Annotated in this window: 16 protein-coding genes; 7 read left to right on the forward strand and 9 right to left on the reverse strand. The window is 60.6% G+C overall.

Annotated features, from left to right (window positions below; genetic code table 11):
* Positions 1 to 26 precede the first annotated feature (26 nt).
* The 5 genes from ACZ5TB_RS14240 to ACZ5TB_RS14260 form a co-directional block, all read right to left on the reverse strand.
* Positions 27 to 1637, reverse strand: coding sequence for a class I adenylate-forming enzyme family protein (locus tag ACZ5TB_RS14240; protein ID WP_464793082.1), 1611 nt, complete (start codon positions 1635 to 1637; stop codon positions 27 to 29).
* Positions 1624 to 2556 carry a 3,5-dioxohexanoate:acetyl-CoA acetone transferase gene (gene kce, locus ACZ5TB_RS14245; protein ID WP_464793083.1) on the reverse strand — a complete coding sequence of 311 codons (933 nt, stop codon included), beginning with the start codon at positions 2554 to 2556 and terminating at the stop codon, positions 1624 to 1626. The genes ACZ5TB_RS14240 and kce overlap by 14 nt, the downstream gene beginning before the upstream one ends.
* A gap of 56 nt (positions 2557 to 2612) precedes the next feature.
* Positions 2613 to 2843, reverse strand: a complete 231-nt coding sequence (locus ACZ5TB_RS14250) for a biotin/lipoyl-containing protein (protein ID WP_464793084.1) — start codon at positions 2841 to 2843, stop codon at positions 2613 to 2615.
* Positions 2844 to 2947: 104 nt separating this feature from the next.
* On the reverse strand, positions 2948 to 4066 hold the full coding sequence (locus ACZ5TB_RS14255; protein ID WP_464793257.1) for an alkene reductase: 1119 nt from the start codon (positions 4064 to 4066) through the stop codon (positions 2948 to 2950).
* A gap of 79 nt (positions 4067 to 4145) precedes the next feature.
* Positions 4146 to 5045, reverse strand: a complete 900-nt coding sequence (locus ACZ5TB_RS14260) for an SDR family NAD(P)-dependent oxidoreductase (RefSeq protein ID WP_464793085.1) — start codon at positions 5043 to 5045, stop codon at positions 4146 to 4148.
* Positions 5046 to 5291: 246 nt separating this feature from the next.
* Between ACZ5TB_RS14260 and ACZ5TB_RS14265 the strand changes: the two genes are divergently transcribed.
* From ACZ5TB_RS14265 to ACZ5TB_RS14280, 4 genes are read left to right on the forward strand one after another with little or no spacing between them, the layout of a single operon-like run.
* Positions 5292 to 6074, forward strand: coding sequence for a glucose 1-dehydrogenase (locus tag ACZ5TB_RS14265; protein WP_464793086.1), 783 nt, complete (start codon positions 5292 to 5294; stop codon positions 6072 to 6074).
* Between the two features lie 13 nt (positions 6075 to 6087).
* Entirely contained in the window at positions 6088 to 6849 is a 762-nt protein-coding gene (locus ACZ5TB_RS14270; RefSeq protein WP_464793087.1) for an SDR family NAD(P)-dependent oxidoreductase, read from the forward strand.
* Positions 6850 to 6860: 11 nt separating this feature from the next.
* Positions 6861 to 7655: a ThuA domain-containing protein gene (locus ACZ5TB_RS14275; protein WP_464793088.1), complete on the forward strand. Its 795-nt coding sequence runs from the start codon at positions 6861 to 6863 to the stop codon at positions 7653 to 7655.
* On the forward strand, positions 7652 to 8107 hold the full coding sequence (locus ACZ5TB_RS14280) for a nuclear transport factor 2 family protein (RefSeq protein ID WP_464793089.1): 456 nt from the start codon (positions 7652 to 7654) through the stop codon (positions 8105 to 8107). Before ACZ5TB_RS14275 ends, ACZ5TB_RS14280 begins: the two co-directional genes overlap by 4 nt.
* Here the strand turns inward: ACZ5TB_RS14280 and ACZ5TB_RS14285 are convergent.
* The 4 genes from ACZ5TB_RS14285 to ACZ5TB_RS14300 all read right to left on the reverse strand — a co-directional run bounded on the left by ACZ5TB_RS14285 (position 8104) and on the right by ACZ5TB_RS14300 (position 12076).
* Positions 8104 to 9219, reverse strand: coding sequence for an acyl-CoA dehydrogenase family protein (locus ACZ5TB_RS14285; protein ID WP_464793090.1), 1116 nt, complete (start codon positions 9217 to 9219; stop codon positions 8104 to 8106). The two genes, ACZ5TB_RS14280 and ACZ5TB_RS14285, sit on opposite strands and share 4 nt — an antisense overlap.
* Positions 9220 to 9223: 4 nt before the next feature.
* The gene (locus ACZ5TB_RS14290) at positions 9224 to 10429 is read right to left on the reverse strand and encodes an acyl-CoA dehydrogenase family protein (protein WP_464793091.1); all 1206 of its coding nucleotides are present in this window, start codon (positions 10427 to 10429) and stop codon (positions 9224 to 9226) included.
* Between the two features lie 95 nt (positions 10430 to 10524).
* Positions 10525 to 11322: an enoyl-CoA hydratase/isomerase family protein gene (locus ACZ5TB_RS14295; protein WP_464793092.1), complete on the reverse strand. Its 798-nt coding sequence runs from the start codon at positions 11320 to 11322 to the stop codon at positions 10525 to 10527.
* A gap of 112 nt (positions 11323 to 11434) precedes the next feature.
* Positions 11435 to 12076 (reverse strand): MarR family winged helix-turn-helix transcriptional regulator, encoded by a 642-nt coding sequence (locus ACZ5TB_RS14300; protein WP_464793093.1) that lies wholly within the window; start codon positions 12074 to 12076, stop codon positions 11435 to 11437.
* A gap of 91 nt (positions 12077 to 12167) precedes the next feature.
* Between ACZ5TB_RS14300 and ACZ5TB_RS14305 the strand changes: the two genes are divergently transcribed.
* From ACZ5TB_RS14305 to ACZ5TB_RS14315, 3 genes are all read left to right on the forward strand, one after another.
* Entirely contained in the window at positions 12168 to 12974 is an 807-nt protein-coding gene (locus ACZ5TB_RS14305; protein ID WP_464793094.1) for an enoyl-CoA hydratase/isomerase family protein, read from the forward strand.
* A 101-nt stretch (positions 12975 to 13075) separates the two neighbouring features.
* Positions 13076 to 13825: an SDR family NAD(P)-dependent oxidoreductase gene (locus tag ACZ5TB_RS14310; protein ID WP_464793095.1), complete on the forward strand. Its 750-nt coding sequence runs from the start codon at positions 13076 to 13078 to the stop codon at positions 13823 to 13825.
* A gap of 26 nt (positions 13826 to 13851) precedes the next feature.
* A complete protein-coding gene (locus ACZ5TB_RS14315; RefSeq protein ID WP_464793096.1) occupies positions 13852 to 15291 on the forward strand; it encodes an aromatic ring-hydroxylating oxygenase subunit alpha in 1440 nt (479 codons plus the stop codon).
* The last annotated feature ends 65 nt before the right edge of the window (positions 15292 to 15356 follow it).

Raw genomic sequence — 15356 nt, forward strand, 5'->3', positions numbered from 1 at the left:
TGCCTCCGTGCGCGCCGATGCTCTGCTTATTCCCCGCCCAGGAATTGCTTGCGGATCAGTCCGCGCTGGACCTTCCCCGACGCTGTGCGGGGAAGTGTAACGCCAAGTTCGATCCGTCGCGGAATCTTGTAGGCAGCCAGCGACTGCCGCGCGAAGGCGATGAGCTCTTCCGTATCGAGTTCATGGCCGGGACGAACTTCCACCGCCGCCGTCACCCCTTCGCCCCATTTGGGATGCGGCAATCCAAACACGGCGCAGTCCATCACGGCCGGATGATCGCGCAGCACGGCCTCGACCTCGGCAGGATAGACATTCTCTCCGCCCGATACGATCATGTCCTTGATCCGGTCGGTCAGGAACAGATAACCGTCCTTGTCCAGCCTTCCCCCGTCGCCCGATCGATACCAGCCGTCGATCAACGCTTCCGACGTTGCCTTCGGATTGTTCCAATATTCGATCAGCAGGCTGGGCGACTTCACCCAGATTTCGCCTGGCTGGTCCACGGGCAGGAGTTGGCCCTGAGGATCGCGGATCGCGACGCTGAAACCGGGCGAGGGCCGCCCCACCGACCGGAGCAGATGAGGACGACGGATGTCATGCTCTTGCGGCCCAAGGATCGACATCGTCCCGGTGTTTTCGGTCATGCCGTAATATTGCAGGAAGTGGCAGGAGAAGCGATCGACCGATCGTTCCAGCAGGCCGGGGTCCATCGACGCGGCACCATAGTGAATGCCCCGCAGCGTCGGCACGCGAACATTGCGCGCATCCATTTCCGCTATCAGCCCGCGCACCAGCGTCGGCACGATGAAGGTGCGGGTAACGCCAAATTCCAGGCAAGCATCCAGGATGGTCGCAGGCGCGGTGTCCGCGATGATGTGGACGGTCGCACCGCGCACCAAGGCTGTGCATACCCAGGACATCCCGCCGATATGAAAGGTGGGGAGGGGGGACAGCAAAACCTCGTCATCCCCCCAATCGGCGAAATAGCCGGACACATTCTCAACATGGCGATGGATGCCGAACGCATATTGGGATGTGACGACACCCTTCGGACGCCCCGTGGTGCCACTCGTATAGAGTTGCAGGCAGGGCGCATGCGGGTCTATCGGCGTGCGAGCCGCTGGCTGAGCTGCCACAATCCGGCTGCGCAGGCCTTGCGGTCCCTCCTCATCCACGACTAGCGTCGGAAGGCCTCGCTTGTCCGCTTCCTTGAGCAGCGGAAGGAACTCGCTATCGGCAATGACCAGGCTGACCTCGCTGTCTTCCAGCACATAGGCCGTCTCCGGAGCCGTATTGCGCCAGTTAACCGGGACAAGAACCGCGCCAGCGCGAATGGCGCCGATCAATATCAGGAAGAAAAGGTCGTTATTCTTGCCCAGATAGGCCAGCCGTCCACCCTGCTTGACGCCATGCTCCGCAAGTAATGTGACGACCGCATCGCAGCCACGGTCCAACTGGGCATAAGTCCAACTATGATCGCCAAATATAATGGCTGGCTTGTCGGGCGAAACGGCGGCAGCGACATTGGGATAATCGGACGGCAGGATAAGGCCGCTATCGTCGAGCGGCGGCCCTTCCGCGAGCGCCAGACCCTGCGCCAGCAGTCCGCCGATCGCTTCACCGTCAGAATGCGACATCGTCTCCACCCTTTGTCTGCATCAGGGCGCGGGCTTCGTCCGGCGTGGCCACGGTCAGGCTGAGTTCTTCCAGTATGCGGCGGATCTTCGCCACCTGTTCGGCGTTGGACGTCGCCAGCTTGCCCCTGCCGGCATAGAGGCTGTCCTCCAGACCGACGCGCACGGATCCGCCCAACAGCGCGGACAGGGTGACGAGCCGCATCTGGTGCTTTCCTGCGGCGAGCGCGGAAAAGATGAAGTCTTCGCCAAACAGCCTGTCGGCCGTTGTCTTCATGTGCATGACGTTCTCAGGATCAGGCCCGATGCCGCCCAATATGCCGAACACGCCCTGAATGAAGAAGGGCGGCTCTACCATCTTGCGGTCGACGAAATGGGCGAGATTGTAAAGATGCGCGACGTCATAGCATTCGAACTCGAACCGGGTGCCCTGATCCGATAATTGCGTCATCGCCTGCTCGATCTGGGAGAAGGTGTTCGACAGGATGAAGTCTTTGGTCATCTCCAGATAGGGCAGTTCCCAATCATACTGCCAATCCGAAATCTTCGCTCCGGCCCCGGAAATGTTGAAGTTCACCGATCCCATGTTCATCGAACAGACTTCGGGCCTGAACATCTTCGCGGGCGCCAGCCGGTCAGCCAGGCTCATGCCCAGGCCGCCGCCGGTGGTGATGTTGACGATGGCGTCGGTGGACTGCTTGATGCGCGGGAGGAATTGCCGGAAGAGCTCCGGATCTTGTGATGGCTGCCCTGTTTCGGGATTGCGGGCATGCAGATGAACCATCGCGGCCCCTGCCTCTGCTGCGGCGATCGCCTCGGCGGCGATCTGGTCAGCGGTGATCGGCAGATGGGGGGTCATGCTCGGCGTATGGATCGACCCGGTGACGGCGCAGGTAATGATGACCTTGTCAGTGCGTTTCATATGACTTTCGGCTTTGCGCCGCCTCTCCAGAGATGACAGTTTTTATCAATAATTCGTCAGATAATCTCGCCCAGCACAGTGCCCACAGGATAGGTTTCCCCGATTTCCTTGAAAATCTTCAAGGTGCCCGACGCGGGTGCTTCCACTTCCTGTGCGGACTTGTCGCTTTCCAGGGCAAATAGCGGTTCCCCGGCCGTCACTGCCCCGCCGTCGGCCACGAGCCATTCGGACAGCAGCCCTTCATTCATCGAAAAGCCGAGCTTGGGCAGCAGGATTTCAGTCGACATGATATTTTCTCCTTGGGCGGCGCTACCGTGACGCCGAAGATGATCGATTTAGCATGGTGGCGCATGGACGACGTGCGCGTCCATGCGCCTGATATTTGTCTCTCTCAGACGGAACACTCCGACGCGCTGAAAGCAGGATAGTCCGTGTAACCTTTTTCCTCTCCGACATAGGCATAGTCGAAATTCGCTTCCGCAAGCGGAAGGCCGCGCCTTATCCGGGCGACGAGGTCGGGATTGGCAATGTAGGGACGGCCAAAGGAAATGGCATCCGCCTTGCCCTTGGCAATGGCATCGCCCGCAGCGGGGCCGTCGAAACTGCCATTCTGAATGATCGTCCCTGAAAAGACGGCGCGCAGCCGCTCCATGACCGGATAATCGGGCTTCTCCATGAAGCCTGACGCGATGGGCTCTATCAAGTGGATATAGGCAAGCCCGCTCTGCTGCGCGAGGCGGCCGATCGCCTCAGTCAAGGCTCCCGGGTCCACATCGCCCATCCCCTTGCGCTCGCTTGTAGGGCTGACGCGCAGGCCCACTCGGGCAGGATCGACCTCTGCCGTCACGGCCTCGATCACCTCCCGCAACAGCCTGACGCGGTTTTCCACGCTGCCGCCATAGCCATCTTGCCGATGGTTGCTTTTCGATTGCAGGAACTGGTCGATGACATAGCCATTGGCGCCGTGGATTTCGACGCCATCGAAGCCTGCGCGCTTCGCGTTCCTTGCCCCCCGGCCATAGGCGGCGACAAGCTGGCCGATATCCGCCTGCGTCATTTCGCGCGGTACTACATAGGCCTTCATCGGCAGGAAACCGCCCTGATAGTCTTCAGGAGGCGGCGCCATCGTTTCGCCTTCCCCGGCGATGGGCGATGGAGCAATCGGCTGCTGCCCCCCGATATAATCCGGCAGCACCAATCGGCCCATGTGCCAAAGCTGGCAATAGATGCGCCCGCCCGCCGCATGGACACGCTCCGTGATGGCTTTCCAGCCTGCCGTCATCTCGTCGGACCAAATGCCCGGAGCGCGATACCAGCCCATGCCCAGCGGATCGACGGCAGTCGCTTCGGAAATGATGAGGCCCGCGTCCGCGCGCTGGGCGTAATATTCGCCTTGAAGCGGCGTCGGCACGTGCCGGTCGTCCGCACGGGCACGAGTCAGGGGCGCCATGACCACCCGGTTCGGGATTTCCAGCGACCCTATCGTCAGCGGTTCAAACAAAGCGTCCAGAGACATTGTCATATTCCTGCGAGCTTACCCATCCAAAGAGGCGGCGGACGTTCGACGGCCCGCCGCCGTCACCCTGCTATCAGGGATCGAGCCATTCGCCCGGGTTGATCCCGGCGTTCGAACGCGCGAATTTCAAGATCTTGGAGACGCGTTCGCCGAGCACTGTCGGGTCCTTCGACGCTTCGCAGCTGGGACCATGCTGCCAGCTTTCGGCGACGGTGATGCCGTATCCCCAGACTTCGAACACGCGGCCGCTCACCTGACTTGCCTCAGCGCTGGCGAGCCAGGCGACGAAACCGGCGATCCATTCGGGGTCGCGGCGTTCCAACTGCTCAGGCGTCCACTCGCGCAACCCTGCCGTCATGCGCGTTTCGGCACGCGGCGCGATGGCGTTTACGGTCACGCCGATCCGCTGCAATTCGCGGGCGGCGACCTGGCTGAAGCTCGCAATGCCACCCTTGGCCGCGGCATAGTTCGCCTGACCGATATTGGCGAACAGGGCCGAGTGCGATGTCGTGTTGATGACACGGGCGTCCGGTTGGCGCCCGGCCTTGCTTTCCGTGCGCCAGTAATTGGCAGCGTGATGCGTGGGCGCGAAGGTGCCTTTCAGGTGCACCTTGACGACGATGTCCCATTCCTCCTCGGTCATGTTGACCAGCATCCGGTCGCGCAGGATGCCCGCATTGTTTACGAGGATGTCGAGACGGCCGAAGGTTTCAACGGCCTGGCTGACCATCTCCCGGGCATTATCCCAGTTGGAAACGTCGCCGCCGTTGACGACGGCCTCGCCGCCCATGGCCTTGATCTCGCTCACCACGTCCTGCGCCGGGGTCGTGTCAGCCCCGCCGCCCGCTGCGTCGCCGCCCAGGTCGTTGACCACGACCTTCGCCCCATGCTGTGCGAGCTTGAGCGCATAGGTGCGGCCGACGCCACGCCCGCCGCCCGTAACGATCGCCACTCTGCCTTCTAGAAAACTCATGCCCTCTTCCTTGCTTACCTAGGAAATATGTCGGCGCTCAGCGGCCGAACCGAGCCGTCGCATAGGCCCCACCCGTCCTTGCTCTTTACGCATCTAATCCGTATGCGTACTATATGCTTTAGATCGTTTATGCAACATCTGTCAGCACCGAGGGCGGTGCCACAGGAATAAAAATGACATATGTCGCGTATTGGTGGCTGCGGCAATGCTCAGCATATAGGGGAAGGCCCGGTAGGAGAGGCGGCAATGGCAAGGTTGGAACGGAAGGTCATCATCATCACTGGCGCGGGTTCGGGCCTTGGCCGGGCGGCAGCAATCCGCTGTGCGCAGGATGGCGCGCAGTTGGTGTTGGTCGACGTGAAGGCGGAGGGTCTGGAAGAAACAAAGCGGGTGGTCCTGCAGCTTTGCCCGGAGGCGGACATTCTGCTGGTGCAAGCTGATGTGTCGCAGGAAGATCAGGTCCGCAACTATGTGGAAAAGACCGTCGCCCGCTTTGGCACAGTCGACGGTTTCTTCAATAATGCAGGCATCGAAGACCGTCAGGTGGCCACCGAGGATGTGGATGCCGAATTTTTCGATCGCATCATGGCGGTCAATGCCAAGGGCGTCCTGCTGGGCCTGAAACATGTGCTGAAAGTGATGGCGAGGCAGGGACATGGCCGGATCGTCAATACCGCCTCTGCGCTGGGTATTCGCGGCGCTGGGCGGCAGGCCGGTTACACCGCGAGCAAACATGCGATCGTGGGCCTGACCCGCAACGCAGCGCTGGAATATGGCACCATGGGCATCGGCATCAACGCGGTCGCTCCGGGCGCTATCCTGACGCCATTGGTCGAAGCATCGCTGCGCCAGATAAATCCGGATGACTGGCAGGAAGCCGCCGAGCAGTTCGTCGCGCATAATCCGATGCGCCGCATGGGCAATCCCGATGAGGTCGCTTCGGTCGTCGCCTTCCTGCTGTCCGCCGACTCATCCTTCGTGAACGGCGCCATCATCCCGATCGATGGCGGGCAGTCGGCGCAATATTGAAGGGTTCAGACTTATGAACATCATGGGCAAGATCGCGATCGTCACCGGAGCCGGGCAGGGCGTGGGTCGGGGTATCGCGCTGGCGTTGGCGGCTGGCGGAGCGCTGGTCATACTGGCAGGCCGCACAAAGGCCAAACTGGAGGCCGTGCAAGCCGAGATAGCGGCTGCGGGTGGCCAGTCGGACGTGGCTCCCCCCGCCGACGTCAGGAACGCGGCCGACATTGATGCCCTCGTCGCCTATGCCGTCGATCGCCATGGCGGCATCGACATTCTGGTAAACAATGCGCAGCAGGCAGTGCTGGCGCCGCTGCTCGACATAGATGATGAGGGGCTCTTGCTGACCTTCGAGAGCGGGCCGTTCGCGGCGTTCCGCATGATGAAGGCGGTTCATCCCCATATGAAGCGGCGCGGCGGCGGGGCGATCATCAACATCGTCTCTTCGACCGCCGTCAACTGGGACACGAGCGGGACGGCCGCTTATTCGGCCGCGAAACAGGCGATCGGTGTAATCACGCGGGCGGCGGCATCCGAATGGGGACCAGACGGCATCCGCGTGAACAATATCGCGCCATTGGCGGGGTCACCCGCCATGCTCGCCTGGCTGGACGCCAAGCCGGAAGGACCGGACGCCTATCTGTCCACCATCCCCATGCGGCGGATCGGTGACCCCCAAGCCGATATCGGTCGCGCCGTCCTTTTCCTCGCGAGCGACGATGCCGCCTACATCACCGGCGCGACAATCCCGGTGGACGGCGGTCAGGCGAACTGGAACTGAAGGGAGAAGCGATGAAAGACGAACCAGCGAGTGGCATCGTGCGGGCGTTGCTCGTCATCGGTGGCAGCTTCCATGATTTCGACATGGTGCGCCGCCGCTTGCTGGAGCAGCTCGGGGAGCATGAGCGGATCAGGACGATATGCACCAACGACTTTCATGATTTGGACGCGCTGAGGGCTGCTGATTTTCTGGTGACCTACACCACGAATATCTTCCCGGAAGGCGAAGCGCTGTCAGAACTGAAACAATTCCTGGCGCGCGGCGGAAGATGGCTCGCCGTCCATGGTAGCGCGGCCTACATCGAGTTTTCCGGCCCAGAGGTGGAGATTGGCGGCATCAAACTGCCCGGTCTTACGGATACGCCCGATCGGCATCCGGCCTATATGGATCTGCTGGGTTGCCGCTTTCTTTCCCATCTCGCGCCGCAGCCTTTTACCGTGCGCTCCGTATCCGCCCACCCGATCGTAGCGGGCCTGCCGCCTTTCGAGGTGGTGGACGAACCCTATATTCTGGAACTACGAGGGGAGAGCGAGATTTTGCTCGAGTCCCGCTATACCGGCGATGCGCCCGGCTATGTGAAGGGGCCATGGCTGGAGGATGCGCCGCGTCCGCAAGCGGTGCTGCATCGACACGGCGCGGGCGAGGCGCTGTTCCTGGCGCCGGGCCACAGCTGTGGACGATATGATATGCAGCCCTTTATCGCGGAGATTGAGCCGCAGGTGGGACCGTGGGACAATCCGGTCTATATGGAAGTCATCCGGCGGGCGATCCGCTGGGGCGCGCGCATGCCGGTGAACGCGCCATGACCCATCCCAGCCCTGTCGAAGCGGTATTGAAGGCCGCATATATGCTCGACGAAGCCGTTGATGCGAAAGATTGGCGGCGCGTCAGGCGTAGCTTCACGCCCATGGTCACCGTGAGGATAGGGGTCCTGGTAGGCGATGAGGCTGCCGTCGTGCCTGTGGACGATCTGGTGGCAGGAATCGCGTCCCTCAATCCTCCCGCCAAGACGTCCTGCCATATGTTGCTCAACCCGATCGTCTCCGTGACGGCGGAACATGCGACCTTGCGCGCGAAACGCTATGGCTGGGCCAGTTGCGAAGAACTGACGCCGCCGCTTCACGAGCTTTGGGGGCTGCTCTCTTATGGCTTTCGGCTGGCCGCCGGAGAATGGCTGATCGAGGAGATGGGCCTTGTCACGCTACGCGAAGCAGGGAACCAGGAAGTTGCCCTGTTTCGCGGTGTCGGCCAACCCTAACGACTTTCTACCTCGTCCGTCGCTTGAGCGAAGCGAGCAAGATGCAGGTCGGCGTCGCCAAACTGCCGCGCGATGACGAACAGGCGGCGATAATGGTGGCTGATATTCAGCTCCTCGGTCACGCCGATCCCGCCGTGAAGCTGGATCGCCTGTTGGCCCACGAACAACCCACCCGTTGACGCCTGAACCTTGGCCGCTGACACGGCGGCAGTCCTGATCGCCTCTTCTTCCTCCATCGCACCCAGCGCATGGAACAACGCGGAGCGGGTCATCTCCACCTCGATCAGCATGTCTGCCATGCGGTGTTGAAGAGCCTGGAAATTGCTGATGGTCGTGCCGAACTGCTTGCGGACCTTCAGATAATCACGCGTCGCCCAGAGCGCAGCGTCCATAATGCCCAGCGCTTCGCCGCAAACGGCAACGATGGCATGATCAACGGCCAGCGCGACCGCACGTTCGGCCTCAGCGCCCTCCATGAGCAATTCGGCCGACGCGCCTTCCAGATGGATGTCGCAGACCCGCCGATTGTCCAGGGTACGATAAGGGTGCAGATCGACACCAGCCTGGCCCTGTTTAACAAGATAAATGCCGACCTGATCGTCATGCCGAGCGGTCACGAGGAACATATCTGCGTGGTTCGCGCCCTCAACCAGAGATTTGACCCCGGTGAGGAGCCTCGACGACCCCGAAACTTCCGCGCGCGTTTCGACCATCCGCCAGTCGCCGCGCCCTTGAGGTTCCTGCAAAGCGACAGCGGCGCGTTGCTCGCCCATGACCAGGTCCGCGAGCATGGTGCCCGCCATGTCCGATCCGATAGCCGCCAGCAATTGGGTGGCGAGGACATGCCCAATAAAAGGTTCGGTCACCAGACCGCGTCCCAGTTCCTCGGCTATCAGCGCATTTTCCACCACGCCGCCGCCAAAACCGCCCGACTCTTCCGTCAGTCCCGCGCCCAGCCATCCTAGCTCGGCAAAGGCTCCCCAATGGTCCGGCGCGCCCCCGTCCGCCGATCGGATTATGGCGAACCGCTTTTCCCAGTCATATTCCCGTTCGATGAAACGCCTGACGCTGTCCCGCAGAGCGTCCTGCTCGGCTGTATAATTGAAATCCATGATGTCACAGCTCCAGGACGGTCTTGGCGATCAGGGTGCGCTGAATTTCGTTCGCCCCGCCATAGATGGTGGTTGCGCGGCGGAACATCGCCTTGGCCGCGACGCCGATGCCATGTTCCGGCGTGGGGCTGGCGCCATGGTCCTGATCGTACAGGCGATATTCCGCATCGCCATCGGTGCTGACGGCTATGCCATAGTCGCCCAAGGCTTCGGCGGCGAGGTCGGCCACGCGCTGGCGCAGCTCCGATCCACGAACCTTGACCAAAGACGCGACGGACGCGCTGCCATGATTGTCGGACGTCAACGCGCGCAACACCGCGATTTCCAGCGATTTCGTGTCGATCTCGATACGGGCAAGCTTCGCGCGAAAGACCGGATCTTCGATCAACGGTCGCCCGTTCTTCCTTTCGATCCGCGCGATTTCGCGAAGCTGGGCGATGTCGCGCCGGGTGTGCGGGACTTCGGCGCTGTTGGTGCGCTCATTCCCCAGCAGGAACTTGGCGTGGGTCCAGCCCTGTCCTTCCTCCCCGATGAGGTTTTCTACTGGCACGCGCACATCGTCGAAGAAGAATTCGTTGACCGTCAATCCCTCGTCCAATGTCCAGATCGGGCGACGGGTGATGCCGGGCGTCTTCAGGTCCACGACCAGCGACGATATACCAGCTTGCGGCTTGACGTCGGGGTTGGACCGCACAAGCATGAACATCATGTCGGCATGATGCCCTTCGGTAGTCCAGGTCTTTTGCCCGTTGACGACATAATGGTCGCCATCCCTCACCGCGCGCGTGCGCAGCGATGACAGATCGGAGCCCGCGCCCGGTTCCGAAAATCCCTGCGCCCAGAATGTCTCGCCCAGCCTGATGCCGGGAAGATGGGCCTGCCGCTGCTTTTCGGAACCGAAAGTGTAGATGACAGGCGCGACCAGTTCAGCGCCAATCCGATCCGCGGTTGGGGCATAGGCGCGGCGCATCTCATCCTCGAAGATGAACCGTTGAACAGCGCTCCAGCCCGGACCCCCGTGAGCAGCAGGCCAATGCGGCATCGACCATCCCCGCTCGGCGAGAATGCGCGTCCAGGCCGCCTGATCCTCGCGGTGGGGATGAAAGTCGTGGCGGCCGCGCCGGGCAAGCTCTGCTGGAAGGTGGGCTTCCACAAACGCTCGGATTTCGGCTCTAAACGCCTTATCCTCTTCACTGTAGGCGGGATCCATAGGCTCAACCTAGCCCTAAATAGTGTGTATCAATATAATATGCATACATACGTAATGCAGGGGGGCGCAAGATGGAAAGCGCTCCTTCCATGCGATCAACGGCCAGTGAAGGACGGATGCCGCTTTTCGCGAACCGCACGCAACGCTTCGCCGAAATCGGCGGTGTAGGTCGCCAGTCCTTCATAAGCGACGCCAGCTTCGAACACGGAACTAAACAATTGCCGCAGCGCGATGTTGGTGACCGATTTGGTGTAGCGTATCGCCGATTGCGCGCCGCGAGCGAGACGTGTCGCATATTTGGCGACATAATCGTCCAATTCGGCGGCCGGGACCACGAAGCTGATCAGATTGCATCTTTCCGCTTCCACCGCGCCGATTGCCTCGCCGGTCAGCAGAAAATGCTTCGCCTTGCCGAAACCGATCAGTTGCGGCCAGATCAGGGCTCCCCCGTCCCCCGCGACGAGGCCCAGCTTGACGTGGGGATCGGCGAACCGGACATGATCGGCGGCGATGACGATGTCGCACAACAGCGCGATCGACGCGCCGAAGCCGATCGCGTCGCCATTCACTTTGGCGATCACCGGCTTGGGGCAGTCGAGCAGGCCCATGACGATGCGGCGCATGCTCTTTGCGTCATTGACGAAAGGTTCACGGCGGCCTGCGGCCTGGTCTTCCAACCACTCCAGGTCGCCGCCTGCGGAAAAGGCGCTGCCTGATCCGGTCAGGACTATGATATCGCTTTCGGGGTCGTCCGCAGCGTCGAAGAAGACGCGGGCCATTTCCTCATGGAGAGCGGAACTGACGGCGTTCAGCACGTCCGGGCGGTTCATCCTTATGGTCAGAACCCGTCCTTCACGCTCGAAAGCCAGGGTTTCATAATGCTCGAACTTCATGTCCTCTCCCAGTGATGCTTGGGTTCGCTCGACCTTGTAGCAACAGATAGCAGAACTTAGAACGCTAGCATACTATCATCCGTGAAAATATGTGGCCTGTGCAGAATTTGCGTCATTCCAATATCTCCGTTCGTTCAGCGTCGATCGGCAAGCTGCCGGACAAGAGTCGGTTTGATTCCTCCAGAAGGTCAGTCAGCATGGCGATTCGTGCGGACCCGAGCTTTCGCGCGAGCAGTTCGTCCTGCTCAACCGCCCCAATTTTCAACGGTTGGTGCAATGTTTGCCCTTTGGCGGTCAAGTGGACCATCACCAACCGCCGATCAGCCGCGACACGCCGCCGCTCTATTATGCCCGCCTTCTCAAGCCTCTGAAGCGTCTGCCCGATTGTGGCTTTGCCAATCTCGAGTCTTCGCGACAATTCTACCTGAGAGAGAGGTTCTTCCAGCCATAATTCTCCAAGAACATAAGCTTGCGCGGGCGCTATTCCTGTCATCCTGATCCTCTCAAGATAATCCGCTTGCGTGATACGTGCCAGTAATTGCGCCTGATATGCCAATGTCTTCTTGAACATCGGGAATGAGCATTGTTGCGCGTCGTTATCCGGCTTTTCCGCCCGCTTCATCTTGTCACTGCTTCTCGCCACCCTCATGCCCCTTTGTTCCGTGTCGATGCCGCAGCGAATCATGCAGGCGTTGGGCGACGGCCTTGCGTCACCACCTTGCATCATGCCCTCGTCTGCATCAATAAATGACATTTGTATGTTTATGCGCCATATTGTAGTGACGGTTGTCAAGGAGCGTTGAGCGATACGCAAACGCGATCTGCCAGAATCAGGAGAGAAGCACGTGAAGGGAAATGTGGACACGCAATGGCCCGCTGAGGGTATCGCATTGATCACGGTGGGCGATGGCGGCGTATCGGGAAGCCTTACCACCTGCGCCACGGTGAGCCTGCTTGCGGACGCACTGGAGGCGGCGATCGAGCAAAAGGCCCGCGTCATCGTGCTCGCGTCATCCATGGAGGGGCACTGGCTCGAACATGCCTATTTGAGCGACATCGTGAACCTGGTCGAAGGGAAGGCCGCCACCGGCGATCCCGCCGGGTGGTTCCGCTCGCTCCAGCTTCTCAACCGTGGACCTGCCGTCACGATTGCCGCGATCAACGGTGACACATCGGGCGGCGGTTGTGAGCTGGGCTGGGGATGCGACCTGCGGATTGCCGAGGAGCAAGCGCGCTTCAGCCAGCCGGAAGTAGCCATTGGCGCAGGCACCGGGATCGGCGGAACGTCCCGCCTGATGCGTCTGATAGGGCGGACGGCCACTGCCGAAGTCGTCCTGACAGGGCGCCCCCTGACCGCGCAACGGCTATATGAGCTTGGCGGCCTTAATCGCGTGGTTCCCAAAGGCAAAGCAGTCGATGAGGCGCTTGCGCTCGCCCGGCATATCGCATCGCTCCCGCCGCAGTCGGTCGCGGGCATGAAGAAGATGCTGGGTGAAGCGGAGGACCTCAACCAGAGCCAGGGCATCGAGAATGATCAGCTGATCAGCCAGGGCTTGTTCGCGCATCCCGACAGCGTGGCCAGCATGAAGGCGATTCAGGCACGCTTCGACGCTGGCGAAGGCATGGATCAGCTTTACTGGAAAAATGACTAATGTCGTCTATTGAAAATAGTATGCTAGCATAGTAACGATGATGGGTGCGGAGGCCGGTCGTCCGGCTTTGCCAGTCATTATCCAAAAATGGGAGAGGGTTCATGGATCTCGGCTTGTCAGGATTGAAGGTCATCATGGGCGGCGCGACCCGCGGGATCAGCCGCGCCGCCGCCGAACTGTTCGCGGCGGAAGGCGCACAGTTGGGCCTCTTCTCGCGCAACGGAGACGCGCTGGAGGAATTCAACAGCGAGTTAGGTGGCAAGGCCGTCACGCGGGAATTCACGCTGGAAGATCGCGAAGGTTATAAGGCGATGCTGACGGGCCTCGCCGATGAACTGGGCGGATGCGACATATTCATCCATTCGATCAGTTCGTCGGGCGCGCAAGGCGCCATGGACTGGGACGAAAGCTATCGTATCGACATGCTGGGCGCGGTCGATGCCTGCGAAGCACTCGAGCCATATCTTGAAAAGTCAAAAGCTGGCTCTGTCATCTTCATGTCGAGCACGGCAGCAATCGAGACATTCCTGATGCCCCAGGCGTTCAACGCCATCAAGGCGGCGCTGATCACCTACGGCAAGCAGTTGTCGCAGGTCTGGGCGCCCAAGGGCATACGCGTAAACATGGTGACGCCTGGTCCGATCAGCTATCCAGGCGGGAACTGGGAAGGCGCAAAGGCGCTTATGCCGGACCTTTATAACGGCATCGTTGCCCAGATCCCCATGGGGCGGCTGGGATCGCCGGAAGAGGTTGCGAAGTCGATCGCATTCCTTGCCAGCCCGGCAGCCGGCTATGTCACGGGGGCCAATCTGGTCATCGACGGCGGCTTTACGAAGCGTGTCCAGTTCTGATCCGGGGGTACTCAGGAGTAAGATAAATGGCGGCCAATGCTCGCTACGCGGAAATCCGGTTCAACGACCGTCCTATTAAAGAACAGCTGTCTGATCCGGAAAGCTTTATCCTGGAGCCGGGGGAAGTCACCGCCGACTTTGAAAAAAAGTCGCCTTGGCGTCTGGAAGACCTCCACCCTAATATCGCCGATTATCGCACCGTCAAAACCAGTAGGTCCATCGATCCGGCGGTCATGGCCGCCGAGGAGGAGCGGCTGTGGAGCAAGGTCTGGCTGCTGGCGGGGGTCTCCAGCGATATCCCCAATGTCGGCGACTGGTTCCGGTTCGACGTGGGCAAGCAGTCCATGATCATTGTCCGCAATAAGGAATGCGTGGCCGCCTTCTACAATGTGTGCAAACATCGAGGGAATGAGCTGGTACAGGATGATTTCGGCCATGGCGCCACGTCCTTTACCTGCATCGTGCACAGTTGGCGGTTCAACCTGAACGGCAAGAATGTCCGCGTGACCGACCGGGAGACATTCCGCGAGGAGGCGCTGTGCCAGAATCTGGACCTGACCCCGGTCCATGTCAGGGAATGGGGCGGATTGGTGTTCGTCAGCATGAATCCCAATCCGATGCCGTTTGAGGAATATTACGCCGATCTTCTGCCGATGCTGGCTTCCTACAAGATTGAGGAGATGTTCGTCGTCAAGCATTTGACGGTCGATATCCCCGCAAACTGGAAGACGATGTACTCGGCGTTCAATGAGACGTACCACGCGCACGCGACGCATCCCCAGATCAAACCCTATGTCGATGATCACTATGTCCAGTACGACTTCTACCGTAACGGGCATAATCGCAATCTGTTCTCGGTAGGCTCTGTCAGCCCGCGCTGGCCGGATAATCGCTTCGTGAATGTCGGTCTCGCCTATTTTCTTCAGGAAGCGGGCGTGAAGATGTCGGCGCTTAAAGGCGACGCGCGGCATGTCCGCCGGACGTTGCAGCAGGCCAAGCGAAGCGAGAATAATCCCTTTGGCGTCGATTATTCCGGCTATACCGACAATCAGCTGACCGATGACTGGAACCCGTCGCTGTTCCCGAACGTGACGATGAACATGCATCCCGAAGGCATATTGCTCCAGCGGTTCCGCCCTCATCCGACCGACCCGGAACGCGGATACCAGGACGTATTCGTCTTGTCTGCCAAGCTGGCGGAAGGTCGGCGGCCGCCAGCCTATATGGGCGTGGAGGACGACGTCGATGTTTCGGGCAAGGTTCGCCCCCCGATCCGCCGTTCGACCCACGACAACCCCCAGGCTGGTGAAGTGGTCGAGCAGGACATCGCCAATATGGTGACGATGCAGCGCGGCATGCGATCGAAGGGATTGAACGGCACCATCGTCTTTTCCGAGCAGGAGCGCCGGATTCAGCATTTCTATGCTGAGTTGGATCTCTATCTGGAAGGCAAAAAGGGGGGCTGAGCTAAGCTATTTCGCCAGAAATGGCATGGTAAGGCCAAAGGGGCCGCGTATCGGATGATGCGCGG

The sequence above is a fragment of the Sphingobium sp. TomTYG74 genome, from assembly GCF_055393875.1.

Excerpts from the sequence above, each read along its gene's own strand:
- ACZ5TB_RS14240 (WP_464793082.1), bottom strand. The coding sequence starts at position 1,637 with ATGTCGCATTCTGACGGTGAAGCGATCGGCGGACTGCTGGCGCAGGGT.
- kce (WP_464793083.1), bottom strand. The coding sequence starts at position 2,556 with ATGAAACGCACTGACAAGGTCATCATTACCTGCGCCGTCACCGGGTCG.
- ACZ5TB_RS14250 (WP_464793084.1), bottom strand. The coding sequence starts at position 2,843 with ATGTCGACTGAAATCCTGCTGCCCAAGCTCGGCTTTTCGATGAATGAA.
- ACZ5TB_RS14260 (WP_464793085.1), bottom strand. The coding sequence starts at position 5,045 with ATGAGTTTTCTAGAAGGCAGAGTGGCGATCGTTACGGGCGGCGGGCGT.
- ACZ5TB_RS14265 (WP_464793086.1), top strand. The coding sequence starts at position 5,292 with ATGGCAAGGTTGGAACGGAAGGTCATCATCATCACTGGCGCGGGTTCG.
- ACZ5TB_RS14270 (WP_464793087.1), top strand. The coding sequence starts at position 6,088 with ATGAACATCATGGGCAAGATCGCGATCGTCACCGGAGCCGGGCAGGGC.
- ACZ5TB_RS14275 (WP_464793088.1), top strand. The coding sequence starts at position 6,861 with ATGAAAGACGAACCAGCGAGTGGCATCGTGCGGGCGTTGCTCGTCATC.
- ACZ5TB_RS14280 (WP_464793089.1), top strand. The coding sequence starts at position 7,652 with ATGACCCATCCCAGCCCTGTCGAAGCGGTATTGAAGGCCGCATATATG.
- ACZ5TB_RS14285 (WP_464793090.1), bottom strand. The coding sequence starts at position 9,219 with ATGGATTTCAATTATACAGCCGAGCAGGACGCTCTGCGGGACAGCGTC.
- ACZ5TB_RS14290 (WP_464793091.1), bottom strand. The coding sequence starts at position 10,429 with ATGGATCCCGCCTACAGTGAAGAGGATAAGGCGTTTAGAGCCGAAATC.
- ACZ5TB_RS14295 (WP_464793092.1), bottom strand. The coding sequence starts at position 11,322 with ATGAAGTTCGAGCATTATGAAACCCTGGCTTTCGAGCGTGAAGGACGG.
- ACZ5TB_RS14300 (WP_464793093.1), bottom strand. The coding sequence starts at position 12,076 with ATGTCATTTATTGATGCAGACGAGGGCATGATGCAAGGTGGTGACGCA.
- ACZ5TB_RS14310 (WP_464793095.1), top strand. The coding sequence starts at position 13,076 with ATGGATCTCGGCTTGTCAGGATTGAAGGTCATCATGGGCGGCGCGACC.
- ACZ5TB_RS14315 (WP_464793096.1), top strand. The coding sequence starts at position 13,852 with ATGGCGGCCAATGCTCGCTACGCGGAAATCCGGTTCAACGACCGTCCT.